The organism is Fibrobacter sp. UBA3629 (assembly GCF_002374005.1).
Classification (GTDB): Bacteria; Fibrobacterota; Fibrobacteria; order Fibrobacterales; family Fibrobacteraceae; genus Fibrobacter.
In genome coordinates this window covers 28,764-46,091 of record NZ_DFLC01000022.1, presented here as the reverse complement: position 1 = coordinate 46,091, position 17,328 = coordinate 28,764, and the positions used below count along the sequence as shown (strand labels likewise).

Below are 17,328 nucleotides of genomic sequence, written 5' to 3'. Positions count from 1 at the left end.
TCCTTGTTAAAAATTTTTGCGTAGAAAATATAGCATTAGACGAAAGACGATAGACGAAAGACGAAAGAAATTCATGTAAAAATTATAGGGAGTAAAGGGGGACGCCTCCCCCTGGCTGCAGCCTCGCCCTTCTGTCACCCTGGAGCACAGCGATAGGGTCCAAGGCGAGTCTTCCGTCACCCCCTCGTGCGGGCGCGGCAACCCCCGGAATGCGTAGACACGGAGGAATTTGTTCAAAATTTTTACTATTTTTTGGGATAGAAGGAACGAAGAGTATGTCTATCATTAGAAAAGCACCATTTGGTCATGTGGTAACCGCATTTCTGCAGTCATCTGGGTCCCGGCACGTAGGCCGGGATAAACTCCGGCGAGGATCTGTGCGTCTTGTGTTTGCTCTTGCATTGACGCTTGCGCTTGCCGCCTGTGATGACGACGAGAGCAGTTTCGTGCGGCCCGGGGAAGATTCCTCGTCGAGTGTCTGCGAGGACTGCGACGATGCCAGCAGCAGTTCTGTAAAGTCGAACTCTTCGTTCAGCGCGAAGTCATCTTCGAGTGTCAATGCGAAGTCGTCTTCTTCCAGCGTTGCACCGAAGTCGAGCAGCTCGGTGCGTTCGTCATCCAGCGTCGCTTCGAGCAGTTCCGTGCGTTCGTCATCCTCGGCTCCGGTCGAGGATCTGTCGAGTAGCAGTTCGGCGAAGTCGAGTAGCTCTGCAAAATCTAGCAGTTCTGCGAAATCCAGCAGCAGCGCGAAGTCCTCTTCCAGTAGCGTCACACAACAGTCCAGCAGCAGTGAATATGTGCCGTTTGACCATTCCGATGCTTTAGCAGAAGATTGGCGTATTGGTGAAAATCGTTATAAGACATTTACGGATCCGCGCAATGGTCGTAGCTATTACTACATAACGATAACGGGACATCCATTAACGGGAACAGGAAACGTGTCGGTGACAGTTATGGCAGAAAACTTGAATATCGGCGAGATGGTGCTCGGCGAAAACGACCAAAATAATGATTCTAAGGTTGAGCGCTACTGCTACAACAATGATACTACCAAGTGCGATGAATTCGGTGGCCTCTACCAGTGGGCCGAGATGATGCAGTTGCCGAGCCGCTGCAATACTGAAAGTTGTGCCGATTTGATTCAGCCGAACCACCAGGGAATCTGTCCCGATGGTTGGAGGCTTTTTACATATGAAGATTATATTGTTGTTCGTACAGCCGAAGGAAATGATGATGGCATCAAGGGCTTGCGTTCAATGCATGGCTTTAGCGGGAAGAATACAACCGGGTTCTCCCTAGTTGGCGCTGGATTAAGGGACCCTGAGGGAGGTGTGTTTAAATCTCTTAAAAAGGTTGCTTTCTGGTTTTACCCGCAAGAGCATAGTTACGATGTGACTGTATACGCAACGGGTGGCTATGTATCTGGCTCAAATGAGCGAGCTCCGCAACCAGATGATGGGGATTTAAAAACATATGGCTTCTCCGTCCGTTGCGTGAAGGTTGAATAATCACAAATTTTGACACAAAGTACAGCGCACCTGGAAGTGCGCTGTAATTTGTATATCCCAAATGGAATTTTTTTCAAATTCCACACAAAAAGTTTTAACTAAAAAGGCGAAAATCATGTCCAAGAATGTCAAGTCCAACAACAAGAACATCAAGAAGTCTGCTCCCAAGGCTAAAAAGTCCACCCGCAACAATTACAAGATCGAATCTCTCGAGCCTCGCTTGATGATGGATGCCGATCCTGGATTTGATGTAGAGCACTTGAATGATTATGCGGAACAGATTGAATCTATCTCTGGGAATATGGGCGAACAGGTGTCTGCTGCTGTCAATTCCATTGAAGGTTTCGATGCTTCTAAACTTGGTCTTGCGGAATCTGTCGGCTCCTTTACCACAATGTTTGGCGAAAGTGTAGACACCCTGAAAACGACTATTGCGGACAAAGTAAATGACGTGCTTACTCAGTCCTTGGATATGGCCCGCACTGCTATCGAGCAGGCGAATGCCAACCTTGAACAAGGGGTTGAACCTATCACCAAGCTTAGCCTTACGAAGCTTGTGGATACCTATGTGAAGAATTTCCTTGAAAGCGAACAGGGCGAAGAGTACAGGGGACTCACGTTCTCTGCGGAAGGTTCTAGGCTCACTGTCGGTATCGACCTTTCTGAATCTAAGTCGCTTGAGAATCTCGGTGTCGACCTCGGTTCTTGGGGCAAGGTTTCGGTAGATGGTTCTGCCAATCTTTCTGCTGCTGCACAGGCTAGCATTTCTGTTGAATTGGACAAGGACGGAAGTGGCACTTTCTTCGATAGCGACGATGATTTCGAGATCACTGCGCCGCAGGTCAATAAGCTTGAAATCTCCATCGACATTGCCGAAGCTTCAGCCAAGTTCATGAATATCGCTGTTTCCGAAACTGAATCCGATGCCGAAGCAAAACCGGACATGACCCTCAGTTATGCGCCTGATGAGGGTGTGACCAAGAATGTGGACCTGGAATTCAAGGTGGGCGAAATCGCCAATCTCCCGTTCTATGTGGCCGATGAGGGCGTCTTGAAAGTGTCGACCAACGATGGTGAACTCGATGTCCAGGTCCCGGAATTCAAGCTGAATAAGGATTTTTCTCTGGGTACGGTGCTCAAGGCTGTTGAATCAGTAAAGATAGAAGACTTGGTATCGGCCCTTAATAATAACATAGGTGATCTTCCTTCTGGGGTGTCCGAATTGTCTTTTGTCCAGGAAGGGCACCCGTTTCCTTGACCACCCCGCGCCCAAGCACCCCGAAAAAGTCCATTTTTGTCATAATCTGACATGGCAATTAAAGTATATTTGTTCGCAGACACTAAACCACAAACCTCGCCTTTTTATGCTTGTAGGCGAAAGGAGTAAAAAATGCCAGAATTATGCCGTTTTTTGGGCATCGTCATCCAAATGTACTTCAACGATCATATGCCTCCACACTTCCATGCGATATATAATGACTTGGAAGGTGTCTTCGAATTATCTACATTTGAGATGTTGGAAGGCAATCTTCCGGCAAGGGTCAAAGGTCTTGTTGTCGAATGGGCAACTCTTCATAAGCAGGATTTGCTAGATAATTGGAATTCTTTGACAAACACCGGAGAATACAAGAAAATCGATCCACTGGTCTAGACTATGCTTCACGTGATTGACGCAAAATATATTGGCGATTACAAGATATCCGTCGAATTCAACGACGGATGCCGTTTTGTCACTGATTTCGAAAGCGTCATCAAGTCGGACCACCGACCCATCGTGCAGCAACTAGCAGACATCAATACCTTTAAAGATTTCACGCTGCAAGCGCACACGATTACATGGTCAAACGGCGTCGATTTCGCCCCCGAATTCATCAAGAGCCTTAATTTTTGACAAAAATAGCAAAAAATATATTGTATTTTTGACAAAAAGTTATATATTTTTATTGTATTTTTGACAAAATGGCTAAAAGAAGGCCTTGCTTGTCAAAGGGGCCCGCCAGGTGGGGAAAACTCACGCCATTCGGGACGTACTGACAGCAGAACATGCGGATTTCTTTGAGATAAACCTCATCGAAACCCCTGCCGCGGTAGATGTTCTTGCCGCAACGCAAACTGTCGATGATCTTGTCCTGGGCTTTTCGGCTCTTAGCACGCAGAAACTGGAAAAGGGCAAGACAATCATCTTCATCGACGAAGTCCAGAAATACAAGGAAATGATTACCAAAATCAAGTTCCTTGTAGAAGAAGGGAGTTTCCGATATGTCCTGAGCGGGTCGCTCCTTGGAGTGGAGCTGACGAATCTCGATTCTGCGCCTGTGGGCTACATGACCACGGTAGAAATGTTCCCGCTGGATTTCGAAGAATTCCTGCAAATCACGAACATCGATGACAACATCATTTCTAGTTTGCGCTCGTCCTTCGAAAACCGGACGCCCGTCATGGATGCGGTAAACCAGAAAATGCTGGACCTGTTCACGCGCTACCTTATCGTGGGCGGCATGCCGGAGGCCGTGAGCAACTTTGCGGACAACAGCAACCTGAACGATGTCATGCGGATCCATCGCGACATTCTGAGTCAGTACAAGCTCGACTTTACGCAATACGAAACGGAAGACAAGCGTTTGTTGCTGACAAACGCTTACGAACTGATTCCTGCGGAACTTCTGAAACAGAACCGTCGGTACATCGTGACGGACTTGAAAAAAGGGCTCCATTTTGAGCGTGTACAAAGCACATTCCTCTGGCTGAAAAACGCTGGCGTCGCACTTTCTGTTTTCAACAGCACCGAACCGAGAATTCCATTAAAGCTGAACGAGAAAAGCAGTTTGTTTAAGCTTTACCTTGCGGATGTCGGCATGCTCACTTCGGAATACGGGATGAACACGAAGTCCATGCTGCTGACAAAAAATCAGAACCTGAATGCCGGCGGAATCTACGAAAACGCCATTGCTCAGGAACTCTATTCAAAAGGGTTCCGGCTTTACTATTACAATTCAAATCGCCTGGGCGAACTGGATTTTGTAATTGAATACAACAACCGAGCATTGCCCATCGAAGTGAAAAGCGGCAAGGATTACACCATCCATTCCGCCATGAACAACTGTCTTGCGAATTCCGAATACCAAATGCAAGAAGGCTTCGTCTTTGCAAACTGCAATGTTTCCCGAAAGGGAAAGGTGACGTATCTGCCCATCTACATGGTCATGTTCTTGCAGCAAGATTCAGAACAGATTGTTCTAGACAAGATTGAGTTTTAACAGATTCCCGTGCTGCCGAAGCCGCCGCGGTCGGCGCCTTCAAGTGGGCCTTCCTCGAAGGTAAGCGTGGGCTGCTGCTCCATGATGCGGAACTGCGCGATGCGGCTCCCCTTCTCGATGGTCACGTCGCGAGTGGCGTACACCGGCATTTTCCACCAGTCGTTCGCGCCGCAGTAGCTTGAATCCACCACGCCCACGGAATTCGCCTGCAGAATGCCGAAGTTCTTGAACGTGGAACTGCGCGGGGCGATATGCGCCTCGAAACCCTCGGGCAACTTCATCGCGACCCCCAGGTGAATGAGCCTGAACTCCCCCGCCTTGAGCGTCACGGTCTCCGCCGCCGCGAGGTCAATCCAGTCGGACTTGCCGCCGACGTAAGTGAGTTTCGGAATGGAATCGTCAAGATACTGAATTTTGATCGTCTGTGAGGCCATAAACCAAATATACATTTTTGTCTGCAGTCGAAAGGTTTTACAATTTCAGCCATAATTTCAAATTCCGTAAAACAAATTTCAGAAAATTTCATTCGGCCATCCAAGGAAACCGGTCGTCTTTTTGCGCAAAAACGCCGTAATTTCAAAAAATTTGCCATAAAAATCCAAATTGGCACGCTCTTTGCACAGAGGGGATGAATTCCAAAATTCCTTGGAATCAAACAAGGACAATAACAATGAAACTCGTTACGGCCTACATCCAACCCGAACGACTGAATCTCGTGAAGCAAGCGCTTTACGAAAACAACATTTTCAAGATGTCAGTTACCAACGTGCTCGGCTGCGGCCAGCAGAAGGGCTACAACCAGCGCTTCCGCGGCGTGGTGACCGAGGTGAATTTGCTCAAGAAGATTTGCCTCAAGATTGCGGTAAACGATGAATTCGTGCAGCCCTGCATCGATGCCATCATCAAGGGCGCGCGCTCCGGCGAAATCGGCGACGGCAAGATCTTCGTCACCTCGCTCGAACAGTGCATCCGCATCCGCACCGGAGAAACAGGGCCGGAGGCAATCGGTTAGACGAAAGAACGGCGCTCCGCGCCTACAGACAAAAGATTTATTAAAAGGATTTAAAGAATGAACGAAGTTACACAAGTCGTACCTGTCAGCGACGCAATCTTTATGACAGAAAACATCTGGATCATGATCAGCGCCATGCTGGTGTTCATCATGGGTCTTGGATTCGCCTGCGTTGAAGCGGGCCTCGTGCGCGCCAAGTGCGCTGCCAACGTCGCCTTCAAGAACATCGCGGTCCCCGCCATAGGCATCACGATGTACGCCCTGCTAGGCTTCGGCCTCATGTATCCGGGAACCTTCAACGGGATTCTCGGTTTCGCGGGCTTTGGCATTGGCGACTGGGCGAATCCGGCCAGTTTCACCTCCGCCTACAACGGCCACTTTACTTTGTTTGCAGACTGGCTTTTCCAGGCAATGTTTGCAGCGACCGCAGCAACGATTGTCTCGGGCGCCGTGGCCGAACGTGTGAAACTCAATTCCTTCCTGGTCTTCACCATTGTCTACGTGGCTTTCGTCTACCCGATTGTGGGTAGCTGGACATGGGGCGGCGGCTGGCTTTCGACCATCGGCAAGGCTGGTTTCCACGACCTGGCGGGTTCTACCCTCGTGCACTCCGTGGGCGGCTGGGCGGCTCTCGCCGGCGTAATGATTCTCGGACCCCGTATCGGCAAGTACGTGAACGGCAAGGTACACGCCATCCCGGCACACAACATTCCGCTTGCAACCATCGGTGTATTCATGCTGTGGTTCGGTTGGTGGGGATTCAACGCAGGTTCCGCACTCAGTGGCGACCCGAAGGCTACTAGCTGGATTCTCGTGACCACGAACCTCGCCGCTGTCGCAGGTATCATTACCGCAACGCTCACGAGCTGGATTGTTTCGAAGAAGCCCGACGCCACCATGGCTCTCAACGGATGCCTTGCCGGCCTCGTGGCAATCACTGCCGGTGCAGACGTGGTAACCCCGCTCTCTTCCTGGATTATCGGTGCCATCGCTGGCGTACTCGTAGTCGGCGCAGTATTCATGTTCGACCGCCTTCACTTGGACGACCCGGTCGGTGCTCTCTCTGTTCACCTGGTGAACGGCGTGTGGGGTACGATTGCCGTGGGTATCTTTGACATGACGGGCGATTACAGCGTGCTCACGCAGCTCATCGGTGTTGCCGCCTACGCCCTGCCCTGCTTCGCCGGCGCTAGTTTGATTTTCTTCGTCATCAAGAAGACAATGGGCCTGCGCGTCACGGAAAGGCAAGAACTCCGCGGCCTCGACCAAAGCGAACACGGACAAGAATCCTACAGCGGATTCCAGATCTTCAGCAACATGTAAACTCCCACCAAAAACCAAGAACGACCCCGGCAATCGCCGGGGCCGTTTTGTATTTAGATTCAAATTCAGTATTCGAACGAGACCGTTTGAATTCCGATTTTATCCGACAAGTTCGCGGGCCTTCGCTTCGATTTCGGCGATGGCTTTCTTGCGGCCTTCAGCGGTATCTGCGTTGGCGAGGACGATGTTCACGAACACGGAGCCTGCAACCACGGCATACACGTGCTTGCTGAGCACCTTGGACTGTTCGCCGTTACGGATGCCGAAACCGCCGAGAACCTTGGCACCGCCCTTGCCGACCGTGTCGATAAAGTCGAGTGTCGCCTGGTCAATGGTAGTTTCGCTGCCGGTCGTACCCGCGCGAAGAGCGGCATAGATGTACTTGAAGCCCTTGGATGCCATCGTTTCGAGGCGTTCCTTGGTCATGCTGGGTGCCGCCACCGGGATGTTTTCGAGGCCGTGTTTTTTGCAGGCTTCGGTGAGGCCTTCGTCGCAATCAAACGGCAAGTCCGGAATGATGCAAGCGGAAACGCCCGCGTCCTTGCACATCTTGACGAAATTTTCGACGCCCGGCGTAAAGGCGAGGGAGCCGTAAGTCATGATGTAAATCGGCGTTTCGGGGTGGCGTTCGTGAATCTTCTTCACGATTTCAAGACCCTGCTTGGTGGAATAACCCTTTCCCAGCGCAATGGTCGATGCCGTCTGGATGGCGGGACCGTCGGCGCTCGGGTCACTAAAAGCAAGCTGGATTTCAAGGATGTTCGCGCCACCCTTCACAAGAGCGTCGGCGATGGCGATAGAAGTTTCTGCGTCCGGGAACCCGGCAATGAGATGAGACATTAAGTTCATAGTTATAATCCCGTTTTGTCATGCCCGCCTGGTCCTATCGGCCTTTGGCCTCCAGGATGACTGGGCATCTCCTTTTATTTGTTCATAATTTCTGCGTCGTGGATGTCCTCGTTGTTTTCGAGGCGCTTGAGTTCGGCCTTTAGGAATTCCTTCCACTTTTCGGGACGGAACACCGGACTCGTGATGAAGATGTCCTTGTCGCCGCGGCCGCTCATGTTGATGACGAGCGCCTTGTCCTTCGGGAATTCCTTCGCGATTTTCATGGCGGCGGCGCCGGCGTGCGCACTTTCGAGGGCGAAGAGGATTCCTTCGTTGCGAGCGAAGAACTTGACCGCATCGAGAGCTTCCTTGTCGAAGATTGCCGTGAATTCCACGCGGCCCGATTCGCCGAGGGCGGCAAGCTGCGGCCCAATTCCCATGTAGTCAAGACCTGCCGAAATGGAGCGCGTCGGCATGGACTGGCCGTCTTCGTCAATGAGGAAGCGGCTCTTGTAACCCTGCACAATACCTTCGCGGCTCGCGTTACCCGTCATACGGGCGGCATTTTCACCCTTGTTCGGGCCGATGCCACCCGCTTCCGCACCAATCAGGCGCACTTTCGCATCGTTAATGAACGGAGTGAACACGCCGATGGAATTGCTTCCGCCACCCACGCATGCGACAACCGCGGCGATATCGATGTTGCGCTCGGCAGCCTGGCGCTTGACTTCTTCACCGATAATCGACTGGAACGTACGAACGATATCCGGGAACGGCGCAGGGCCGAGGGCGGAACCCAGCACGTAGTGAGTGTTCTTGAAATTCGTGGCCCAGTCGCGCATCGCCTCGTTCACGGCATCCTTCAAGGTGCGGCTACCGCTCGTGACCGGCACGACCTTCGCGCCGTACATTTCCATGGTCGCCACGTTCGGCTGCTGGCGGCGCACGTCAACCTCGCCCATGTACACCACACATTCGAGGCCGAGCTTCGCGCAAGCGGCGGCAGTGGCGAGCCCGTGCTGGCCGGCACCCGTCTCCGCGATGATGCGGGTCTTGCCCATCTTCTTTGCGAGCAAGCACTGACCGATGGCGTTGTTGATCTTGTGGGCACCCGTGTTGGCGAGGCCTTCGAGCTTGATGTAAATCTGAGCGCCACCCAACAGTTCCGTTGCCGTCGGAGCGTAATACAGCGGGGTCTCGCGGCCAATGTAGTCGCGCTGGATAACGTGCAACTCCTCGAGGAATTCCGGATCGTGGATGTACTTGTTGAACGCCGCTTCGAGGTCGTCGAGCGGGCGGCGGATGATTTCGGCAACGTACTTGCCGCCGAACTTGTCAAAGAAACCGTTGTTAGAAACCGTTGATGTCATTTTTATTTTGTCGCGCCTTTTGCGCCTTGAGGTTAATGGTTATGGCTTCTGGTCCACCCGGAAGACAAAAAAAGAGGCTTCCGGTGAGTCCGAAAGCCTTTTACAAACACTTGATGAAATCAGCAAACCGGACTCTATTTCGTAGAGCCCCACCACCAGCGGTTGAAACGGATTGCAGAAATCATCTTCATGTGCTCAAAATTAGAAACCGAAACTTATGTTGGCAAGGGAAACGCGCAAAAAAAATGAAGGCTTCCATCACCAGGAAGCCTTCTACTAAACACTTGATGAAAAGGCAAGTCCTGAATCCCTTTTCGTGAGAACCCTGCCGCAAGCGGCCAGAGCGGATTGCCCGTTTCATCTTTATGTTATGCAATATATATACTAATTCGTTGTCTGTCAATAGGTTAATGTCATATTTTTGTAAAAAAAACTGTGATAATCCTCATTTTTGAGCTTTTTTGCAAAAAAAGCTTCCGCTCGGGTAAACTTTTGTTTATTTTCAATACTTGAACAATCACCCTATAAAAAGAAAAAACAAAATATATGAAGACGACCCTCAAGTACACGCTTCCCCTTGCAGGGATTATGATGTTTGTCGCCTGTGGCGATGATAGCAGCAGTTCTCCGGCAGCTAGCGGAAACAAATACATCCTTCACGAAGACAAGCAGACCTTCGGCATCATTCACGACCGTTGCTATGTCAGCGAAAGCAACACACGCTGGGACGAGAACGTGGACACGTCCTGGTACCACTACAAATTTGTCGGAAACAAGCTAGTCGTATTCGCGGACGGCAACACAGCCGACAAGCATTACGAATGGAACGGAGAAGAGGCCGAAGACTCGGAAAGCAGCCAAGTAATGGCCGGAGGCAACAAAGGCAACATTTTCGGGACATGGAAAACAACTACGGAACGCTGCCGCTACGAAGATGGCGAAATTGACTGCGACAACAATAAAGAAGACGAAGAAAGCAACTCGACAATCTACGTTCTGGATGTTTCCAAAAGCAATCTTACCATGTCCTGGGAAATGGAGAAGAACTATTGCCCGGCAGAAGACCTTGAATATGATATTGAAGACCTCCTCGATTACAACGATGTAGAAGAGTATTCCGTATCATCATCCGATTGCAACACGGTCAAGTTCAAGGCGAACGGCAAGTCCGTGACGGCAACGATATCCATGAGCATTGACAAGGAAAATGTCGCTACGAGAGAGGTCACCTACACATCCGGAAGCAAGACCTGTCTATCTAGTTTCAAGAAGGTAAGCAAGATGCTGCAGATTCCCGAATCCCTGTGCAATGCCGATGACATGAGCAAATACATGAAGAAAACGCCCGGCTATCCTCATAAATATCAAGTCGACAACGACGAGGAATTCTACCCATGCCTTTCTGACATGCTCGGTGTGGAAATCGAATACTAAGACTACAACGCGGCGATAAACACAAGAGATTTATATGGACGCAAAATCGCTTACTTGCCTAGTATTTTCACTTATTGCAGGCGCTTTTGCCCAAACTGGCGAAGGCGTTCCTTTTACTGATTCCAGGGATGGAAAAACATACGGCACCATAGAGATTCGATTCCAGCCATGGATGACGGCCAACATGAACATAAAATTGCCAGGAAGCTTCTGCTACGAAAACGACGAGAGCAACTGCGAGCAGTTCGGTCGCCTGTACACTTGGGAATCCGCACAGAAAGCATGTCCTGAAGGCTGGCATATTCCAACATTCGATGAATGGAAAGAGCTAGTCGACAATGGTTCCACCATCGAAAACGAACATGAATACTGGCGAGGCTATGACGCGCTGCACATTCCCAAGTTCCTCGGAGGATTCAAGAATGCCAAGGGCAAGTTTGAATTAAAGGAAGTCCGCGCCGACTTCTGGACCGGGACCGAGAAGGACAAAGGCAAAGCGCATTATTGGTTCTGGAGTCAATCCTCCAAAAAATTCGGCAACGCCGATTATTCCAAGAAAGGCGCCATGTCAGTCCGATGCGTCTCTGATTGTCAAGGCGGTCAATCCGGTTATTGCGACGGGACTATGGCACGTGCCGAGTGGTGGGCGGATTTCCAGAACAGCCGTGTTACATCGTGTTTCAATGGCACAAACATGGGTGCTTCCGGGTATGAAGGAGAGCATTACGTTGTCAAGAACAACGGAACGGAATTTGATTGCATGAATTTATGCCCCGACGATAACGAAGGTCCTACATGCTTGGAAAATTCAGACCTTGTCGTCAAGGCAAAAATCACCAACAAGGGTTTTGCAAAGGCACTGAACGATAAAGACAACCGGGTTTTCTTCAAGCAGGACGACAACAAGAAAATACAGGTCTGCGTGTCAAAAGATTCAAAAGACATTGACGGTTTTTGTATCCCGCTCAATGATGCTGAAAAATTTCTGACGCCCTTGGCAAAGGAATTATTGAAGTAATAAACTTACAAGACCCTCCAATGGAGGGTCTTTGCATTACGGAATTATTCGACCGACAACTTTTCAAACAGCGCCCGCAATTTCTCGGGGTCCTTGATTCCGGGAGCGTCTTCGACACCGCTGGAGACATCGATAAGTTCGGGGCGGAACTTTTCGCAAATCGTGCCGACATTTTCGGGGGTGATTCCGCCGGCAAGCCAGAGCGGGATGTCTCCTGCTTTTTCGCGAAGCAGGTTTTCGGGAATGGTCTTTCCGGTGCCGCCGGGAATGCCTTCAACTTTCGCATCGAGCAAGATGCGGGGTTCACCGTGGGAGCGGAGGGCCGAAACTTGTTCGAAGTCAGAGGTTTCGCCTACGCGGGCAGCGCAGTAATGCGCATAGTCGGCGTCGGCAGGAGGCGTAATGCCGTGGAACTGCACCGCATCAAGCACACCTTCGCGGGCAAGCTTAATGGCGGTCTTGCCTTCGGGGGATTCTGGGTCTGTGATAACTCCAACAAGAATCGGGGTTTCTGATTTGTCATTGCGAGCGGAGCGAAGCAATCTCTCCTTAAAACTGCGCACGAATTCTTCGGTGGTCAGGCGCTTTGTGGTGCTGAAAACAAACCCGAGCATGTCGGCTCCGAGTTCGGCGGCAAGCAAGCCGTCTTCTTCGCGGGTGATGCCGCAGATTTTAACGAGGGGGCGGCGGGTAGCGCGTCGTTCCGCGAATTTTTTCCAGAACTTGCCACGAGCATTTTCGCGCCCGCTTTCGAACGCGGCCACAACTTCTTTTGCGAGCGGCGGATTCTTGGCAACCGCCTCCCCCACGAGAATTCCCGTAAAGCCAAGGCTACGCGCATAGTCGGCGTCGGCCGGCGTGTGGATACCCGATTCGAAAACCGCCTTTGCCGGGAGTTTACTGCGGACGCTCGCAGGCACCAACGGATCGGTGTGGAACGTCGCGAGGTCGCGGGAGTTCACGCCTGCGACAATCGTTTTTGCGGCATCTGCCCCGAGCGCGCTTGTGACGACCGAAAGCTTGCGGAAATCGTCCTTTTCACGGACTTCTACAAAAGCCTGCATGTCGAGACTTTGGGCGCGCTTAGCCATCTTCACGAGTTGAGCATCGTCGAGAATTCGGGCGATGAGCAAAACGGCGTCGGCGCCGCAACGGTAGGCGATGTTGATTTCGTCTTCGTACAGCAAGAAATCCTTGCGGAGTACGGCGCAGGTATGCAACCCCTGCTGACGACGCATTTCCATCAGGTCTGCAACCGCAATCAAGTCGCGGAGCGACCCCTTGAAAAAATTCCCTTCGGTCAGCACCGAAACCGCCTGCGCATGCGCTTCGGCGTATGTCGTCGCTAGCGCCACCGGATCCAAGTCTGGAGCGATATCGCCCTTCGAAGGCGATGCGCGCTTGACTTCGAGAATCGCACCCGCATTGCCGAGAAATTCCGTATGGCCTACGCGGCGCTTTTCCGGAATGTCGATGCCAAAGTTAAGCCCAAGCCGCTCGATATCGGCTTTGCGCATGCGCACGATTTTTGCAAGAATATCTTCACTCATTTTGCTGCCATTGTCATCCCCGCGAAGGCGGGGATCTCTGTTACGAATTTGTTTCGACCTTGACTTCTTCGATCTTCTTCAGCACAGAGCCGTCTTCCATCGCCTTCATGGCCTTGTCGAAGCCTTCCTTGATGCTGGCTGCCTTCTTGCTGATGTAAAGGGCGGCACCGGCGTTCAGGGCGCAAGCGTACTTGATGCCCGGGCGGCCCTTGCCGTTCAGCACGTCGAGAGCGAGGTTGAAGTTGTCGACGCCCGTACCGCCGGCGAGGTCTTCGGGATCCACGGAGGGGATGCCGAAGTCCTTGGGGTCGATGCGGTAAGTCTTGTACTCGCCATCTTCCAGAATTTCGGCGATGGTCGTCGGCACGCAGGGCGAAATTTCGTCGTAGCCATCGTCACTGATGGCAACCATCACGCGCTTCGCGCCGAGGGCCTTCGCCGCCTTGGTGAACGGTTCCAGCACGGTCGTGCTGTAGACGCCGAGCATCAGGTATTTGGCTTCGGCCGGGTTCGTGAGGGGGCCGAGCAGGTTCATGATGGTCTTCACGCCGAGAACGCCGCGAACCGGGCCGGCAAAGCGCATGGCGCTGTGGTAGACAGGCGCCATCAGGAACACGAAGTTCGTCTTGTCGATGACGCTTGCAGCTTTGTCCGGAGTCATGTCAAGCTTGAAGCCTGCAGCCGTATAGAAGTCGGCGGCACCGGACTTACTAGAGACGGCGCGGTTGCCGTGCTTTGCAATCTTTGCGCCACAGCTTGCAGCAATCAGGCCGGAGAGCGAGCTCACGTTGAAGCTGCCCTTGCCGTCGCCACCGGTCCCCACGATGTCGGTGAGTTCGTCGCCGCTGTAGGGGAACTTGCGCTTCTTGCTGCTGAGCACCTTCGCGCAGCCGGCGATTTCGTCGGCAACAGGGCCCTTGCTGGAAAGTGCCGTCAGGATTGCGGCCATCTGGCGTTCGTCCATAATGCCGTCGGTCAAGTCTTCCATGAACATTTCGGCGGTTTCGCGGCTCAAGTCCTTGCCTTCGGTAAGCGTGTTCAAGATTCCACGCACGTCAAGCGGTTCGCAACGGTAGTTGAGGAACGCCTTGAAGAATTCGTCGGCGCGGCCGCTGGCAATGGATTCCGGATGGAACTGCACGCCTTCAATCGGGAGCGTCTTGTGGCGGATGCCCATGATGTCGCCGTCGGTGGCGCGGGCGGTCACTTCGAAATCCGGCGAAAGCGTCGCTTCGTCAACGACCAGGCTGTGGTAACGCGTGAAGATGTTCTTCTTGCCGATGGTGCGGAAGAGACCCTTGCCGTCGAGGTCGATTTCTTCGGCGATGCCGTGCTTGATGAACTTGGCCTGCACAATCTTTGCACCGAATGCGTAACCGATAGCCTGGTGGCCGAGGCACACACCGAGAATCGGGAGCTTGCCCGCAAAGTGCTTGATAGCTTCCACGGAGATGCCGGCGTCTTCGGGGCGGCCGGGGCCCGGGCTCACGATGAGGCGGCTCGGGTTCAGCTTTTCGATGTCTGCAATGGTACATTCGCGGCTACGGAGCACGCGGATTTCTTCAGTGGTAATCTTGGCCAAAGCCTGGTAGACGTTGTAAGTAAAAGAGTCGTAGTTATCGATAATGACGATCATCTTAGTTTTCTCCTTCGAGCACGGCGCGGATGGCACCCAATTTTTCGTTCGTTTCTTCAAATTCGCGGTCGGCGTTGCTGGCCGCGACAATGCCACCACCGGCCTGCAGGCTGATGGTCTTGCCCTGCTTGAGGCAGCAACGGATGGCGATGCAGAAATCCAAATCTCCGTCGGATTCCATGTAGCCAACCGCACCCGCATAGAAGCGACGCTTGACCTTTTCGAGGCCCGAAAGAATTTCAATGGCGCTGATTTTCGGGGCACCGCTCACCGTACCTGCCGGGAAGCTGGAGCGCAGCACTTCAATCGCCTTCTTGGTCTTGGAAACCTTGCCCTGCACGTCAGAGACCAGGTGAATCACGTGGCTGAACTTTTCGCATTCCATGTACTTGGTGGTTTCCACCGTACCGGCTTCGCAGACGCGGCCGAGGTCGTTACGGGCCAGGTCCACCAGCATCAGGTGTTCGGCGCGTTCCTTCGGGTCGCCCTTCAGGTTCTTCATCAGGGCTTCATCTTCGGCATCGTCCTTGCCGCGGCGACGGGTACCAGCAATCGGGTGAATCGTCGCAATCCCTTCACGTACGCGCACGAGGCTCTCCGGCGAGGCACCGATAAACTGGTGCGTACCGTAATCGAGGAAGAACATATACGGAGACGGGTTCACCGTGCGGAGCCTGCGGTAAATGTCGAGCGCCGCGATGTCGCTTGCAAACTGAATGCGGCGGGAAGGCACGGCCTGCACGATGTTGCCGGCGACAATATGCTTCTGCAAGGCTTCGACCTTTTCCACGTATTCCTTGCGGGACTGTTCCAGGTCGGTCATCGTAATGCCCTTGCCGTACTGCGGTTCGGGAGCGAGGTAACTGAAGTCCAAATCCGCGAGGCGAGTTTTCACGTTCTCGATGGCCGCCTTCAAGTCAATCTGGTGCTCTTCATAGTTCAGGGCGAACAAGTGAAGCTTTTCGGTAAAGTGGTCAAACACGATGTAGATGTGGCCCACCAAAAATTCCGCTTCGGGAATGTTGAGTTCATCCACCTGCGGGGCAAGGCGAATGGTATCGCAACGGGCGCAGAATTCGTAACCCAAGTAGCCCACGCCCGAGGAGGGAATCGGGATCTGGTTGGGCGGCACCGTATTTTCGGCAGAAATCAGCGTGAGGGCGTCGAGAATGTCTCCCTCGCCTTCCTTGAGGAAGGTGCTTTCCTTGCCGTCGATGATGATGCTCACGTCGTTGTCGTTCTGGCGCAGACGGAAGCCCTCGTCCACCATCAAGGTAGAGTAGCGGCTACGGCCGTGCGAGAAACTCGCGGATTCAAAGATGGCCTTCGCACCGAGCTTCTTGCCGAGCGAAAACGGGGTGTAACGTTCGCCCGGGAGCGCCACGTAGATGCTATCGGTACGCGGTTCGTAACCAGGCTGTTGGGTGATGTGGTTGGCCGGTTTGTTCGGCGACTTTGATGTGTTGGTCATTTTGATCCTCTGGTTTAAAACTTTTTCCTAGTGTTCGGGTAGGCAAAGGCTTGGGTCCCGGAGGATTTCAACGATTTTGCTAAAAGAGAAAGGCCTCCGCGAGTCCGGAAGCCTTTGCTTAAAATCTTGGGTGATCTGCGACAAATACCGGGCTCTATGTCAGAGTCCGCGCCACCAACGACGGTTGAGAGTTGCACATGTCACAAAGTTCATCATGCCACAAAGATACCTAACGAAACATATGTTGGCAAGGGATAGCACCGAAAAAAAGAGAAAAAAATTTCAACCCGCATCGATATATATAAGATACTATAATATATAAAGAAGGCCCCGCCGAAGCGGAGCCTTCCTGTAAAACTCGCTAGAGAATTACTTGGTGATGACGCGGGCCATTTCGCAAACCTTGTTGCTGTAGCCCCATTCGTTATCGTACCAGGCGCAAACCTTCACGAAGGTCGGGTCGAGCTGGATGCCAGCCTTGACGTCGAAGATGGAAGTGCGAGCGTCGTTGCGGAAGTCGGTAGAAACGAGAGCTTCGTCGGTGTAACCGAGGATGCCCTTGAGTTCGCCTTCAGAAGCTTCCTTCATGGCCTTGCAGATTTCTTCGTAGGTAGCCGGCTTTTCGAGTTCGGCAGTGAGGTCAACGAAGGAAACGTCGGAGGTCGGAACGCGGAGGCTCATACCGGTGAGCTTACCGTTGAGCTGCGGGAGAACCTTGCCCACGGCCTTGGCAGCACCCGTAGAAGACGGGATGATGTTTTCGAGGATGCCACGGCCACCGCGCCAGTCCTTCTTGGACGGGCCGTCGACGGTCTTCTGCGTAGCAGTAGCAGCGTGGACGGTGGTCATGAGGCCGCGCTTGATGCCGAACTTGTCGTTGAGGACCTTGGACATCGGGGCGAGGCAGTTGGTGGTGCAGGA

At 52.5% G+C, this 17,328-nt stretch carries 16 protein-coding genes; 9 read left to right on the top strand and 7 right to left on the bottom strand.

Annotated features, from left to right (window positions below; genetic code table 11):
- Positions 1-377 precede the first annotated feature (377 nt).
- The 5 genes from B2310_RS07510 to B2310_RS07490 all read left to right on the top strand — a co-directional run bounded on the left by B2310_RS07510 (position 378) and on the right by B2310_RS07490 (position 4,765).
- Positions 378-1,508: an FISUMP domain-containing protein gene (locus tag B2310_RS07510; RefSeq protein ID WP_290730141.1), complete on the top strand. Its 1,131-nt coding sequence runs from the start codon at positions 378-380 to the stop codon at positions 1,506-1,508.
- Between the two features lie 115 nt (positions 1,509-1,623).
- On the top strand, positions 1,624-2,766 hold the full coding sequence (locus B2310_RS07505) for an LEPR-XLL domain-containing protein (RefSeq protein WP_290730139.1): 1,143 nt from the start codon (positions 1,624-1,626) through the stop codon (positions 2,764-2,766).
- Between the two features lie 132 nt (positions 2,767-2,898).
- Positions 2,899-3,159: a DUF4160 domain-containing protein gene (locus B2310_RS07500; protein ID WP_173555229.1), complete on the top strand. Its 261-nt coding sequence runs from the start codon at positions 2,899-2,901 to the stop codon at positions 3,157-3,159.
- Positions 3,160-3,162: 3 nt separating this feature from the next.
- On the top strand, positions 3,163-3,399 hold the full coding sequence (locus B2310_RS07495; RefSeq protein ID WP_290730136.1) for a DUF2442 domain-containing protein: 237 nt from the start codon (positions 3,163-3,165) through the stop codon (positions 3,397-3,399).
- Positions 3,400-3,484: 85 nt separating this feature from the next.
- Complete coding sequence (locus B2310_RS07490; protein WP_290730133.1) at positions 3,485-4,765, top strand: ATP-binding protein; 1,281 nt, start codon at positions 3,485-3,487, stop codon at positions 4,763-4,765.
- Here the strand turns inward: B2310_RS07490 and B2310_RS07485 are convergent.
- On the bottom strand, positions 4,762-5,199 hold the full coding sequence (locus tag B2310_RS07485) for a dUTP diphosphatase (protein ID WP_290730130.1): 438 nt from the start codon (positions 5,197-5,199) through the stop codon (positions 4,762-4,764). The genes B2310_RS07490 and B2310_RS07485 overlap by 4 nt on opposite strands.
- A gap of 236 nt (positions 5,200-5,435) precedes the next feature.
- On the opposite strand from B2310_RS07485, the gene B2310_RS07480 reads away from it, so the two are divergent.
- Together B2310_RS07480 and B2310_RS07475 are read left to right on the top strand one after the other, a co-directional pair.
- Positions 5,436-5,777, top strand: a complete 342-nt coding sequence (locus B2310_RS07480; protein WP_073113603.1) for a P-II family nitrogen regulator — start codon at positions 5,436-5,438, stop codon at positions 5,775-5,777.
- A 57-nt stretch (positions 5,778-5,834) separates the two neighbouring features.
- Positions 5,835-7,100, top strand: a complete 1,266-nt coding sequence (locus B2310_RS07475; RefSeq protein WP_290727425.1) for an ammonium transporter — start codon at positions 5,835-5,837, stop codon at positions 7,098-7,100.
- Between the two features lie 99 nt (positions 7,101-7,199).
- Here B2310_RS07475 and trpA read toward each other — a convergent pair whose 3' ends face one another.
- Both trpA and trpB read right to left on the bottom strand, forming a co-directional pair.
- Positions 7,200-7,949 (bottom strand): tryptophan synthase subunit alpha, encoded by a 750-nt coding sequence (trpA, locus tag B2310_RS07470; RefSeq protein WP_290730126.1) that lies wholly within the window; start codon positions 7,947-7,949, stop codon positions 7,200-7,202.
- Between the two features lie 74 nt (positions 7,950-8,023).
- The gene (gene trpB / locus B2310_RS07465; RefSeq protein WP_290730124.1) at positions 8,024-9,298 is read right to left on the bottom strand and encodes a tryptophan synthase subunit beta; all 1,275 of its coding nucleotides are present in this window, start codon (positions 9,296-9,298) and stop codon (positions 8,024-8,026) included.
- Positions 9,299-9,844: 546 nt separating this feature from the next.
- Here trpB and B2310_RS07460 point away from each other — a divergent pair.
- Both B2310_RS07460 and B2310_RS07455 read left to right on the top strand, forming a co-directional pair.
- Positions 9,845-10,732, top strand: a complete 888-nt coding sequence (locus tag B2310_RS07460) for a hypothetical protein (RefSeq protein WP_290730121.1) — start codon at positions 9,845-9,847, stop codon at positions 10,730-10,732.
- Between the two features lie 34 nt (positions 10,733-10,766).
- Positions 10,767-11,750 carry an FISUMP domain-containing protein gene (locus tag B2310_RS07455; RefSeq protein ID WP_290730118.1) on the top strand — a complete coding sequence of 328 codons (984 nt, stop codon included), beginning with the start codon at positions 10,767-10,769 and terminating at the stop codon, positions 11,748-11,750.
- Positions 11,751-11,794: 44 nt separating this feature from the next.
- Here B2310_RS07455 and B2310_RS07450 read toward each other — a convergent pair whose 3' ends face one another.
- From B2310_RS07450 to B2310_RS07435, 4 genes are all read right to left on the bottom strand, one after another.
- Positions 11,795-13,300 (bottom strand): bifunctional indole-3-glycerol phosphate synthase/phosphoribosylanthranilate isomerase, encoded by a 1,506-nt coding sequence (locus B2310_RS07450; RefSeq protein ID WP_290730115.1) that lies wholly within the window; start codon positions 13,298-13,300, stop codon positions 11,795-11,797.
- 40 nt (positions 13,301-13,340) lie between these two features.
- A complete protein-coding gene (locus B2310_RS07445; RefSeq protein WP_290730112.1) occupies positions 13,341-14,936 on the bottom strand; it encodes a bifunctional anthranilate synthase component II/anthranilate phosphoribosyltransferase in 1,596 nt (531 codons plus the stop codon).
- A 1-nt stretch (position 14,937) separates the two neighbouring features.
- A complete protein-coding gene (locus B2310_RS07440; RefSeq protein WP_290730109.1) occupies positions 14,938-16,407 on the bottom strand; it encodes an anthranilate synthase component I family protein in 1,470 nt (489 codons plus the stop codon).
- 369 nt (positions 16,408-16,776) lie between these two features.
- The coding region (locus B2310_RS07435; protein WP_414655107.1) for a type I glyceraldehyde-3-phosphate dehydrogenase at positions 16,777-17,328 on the bottom strand (552 nt) is incomplete at its 5' end.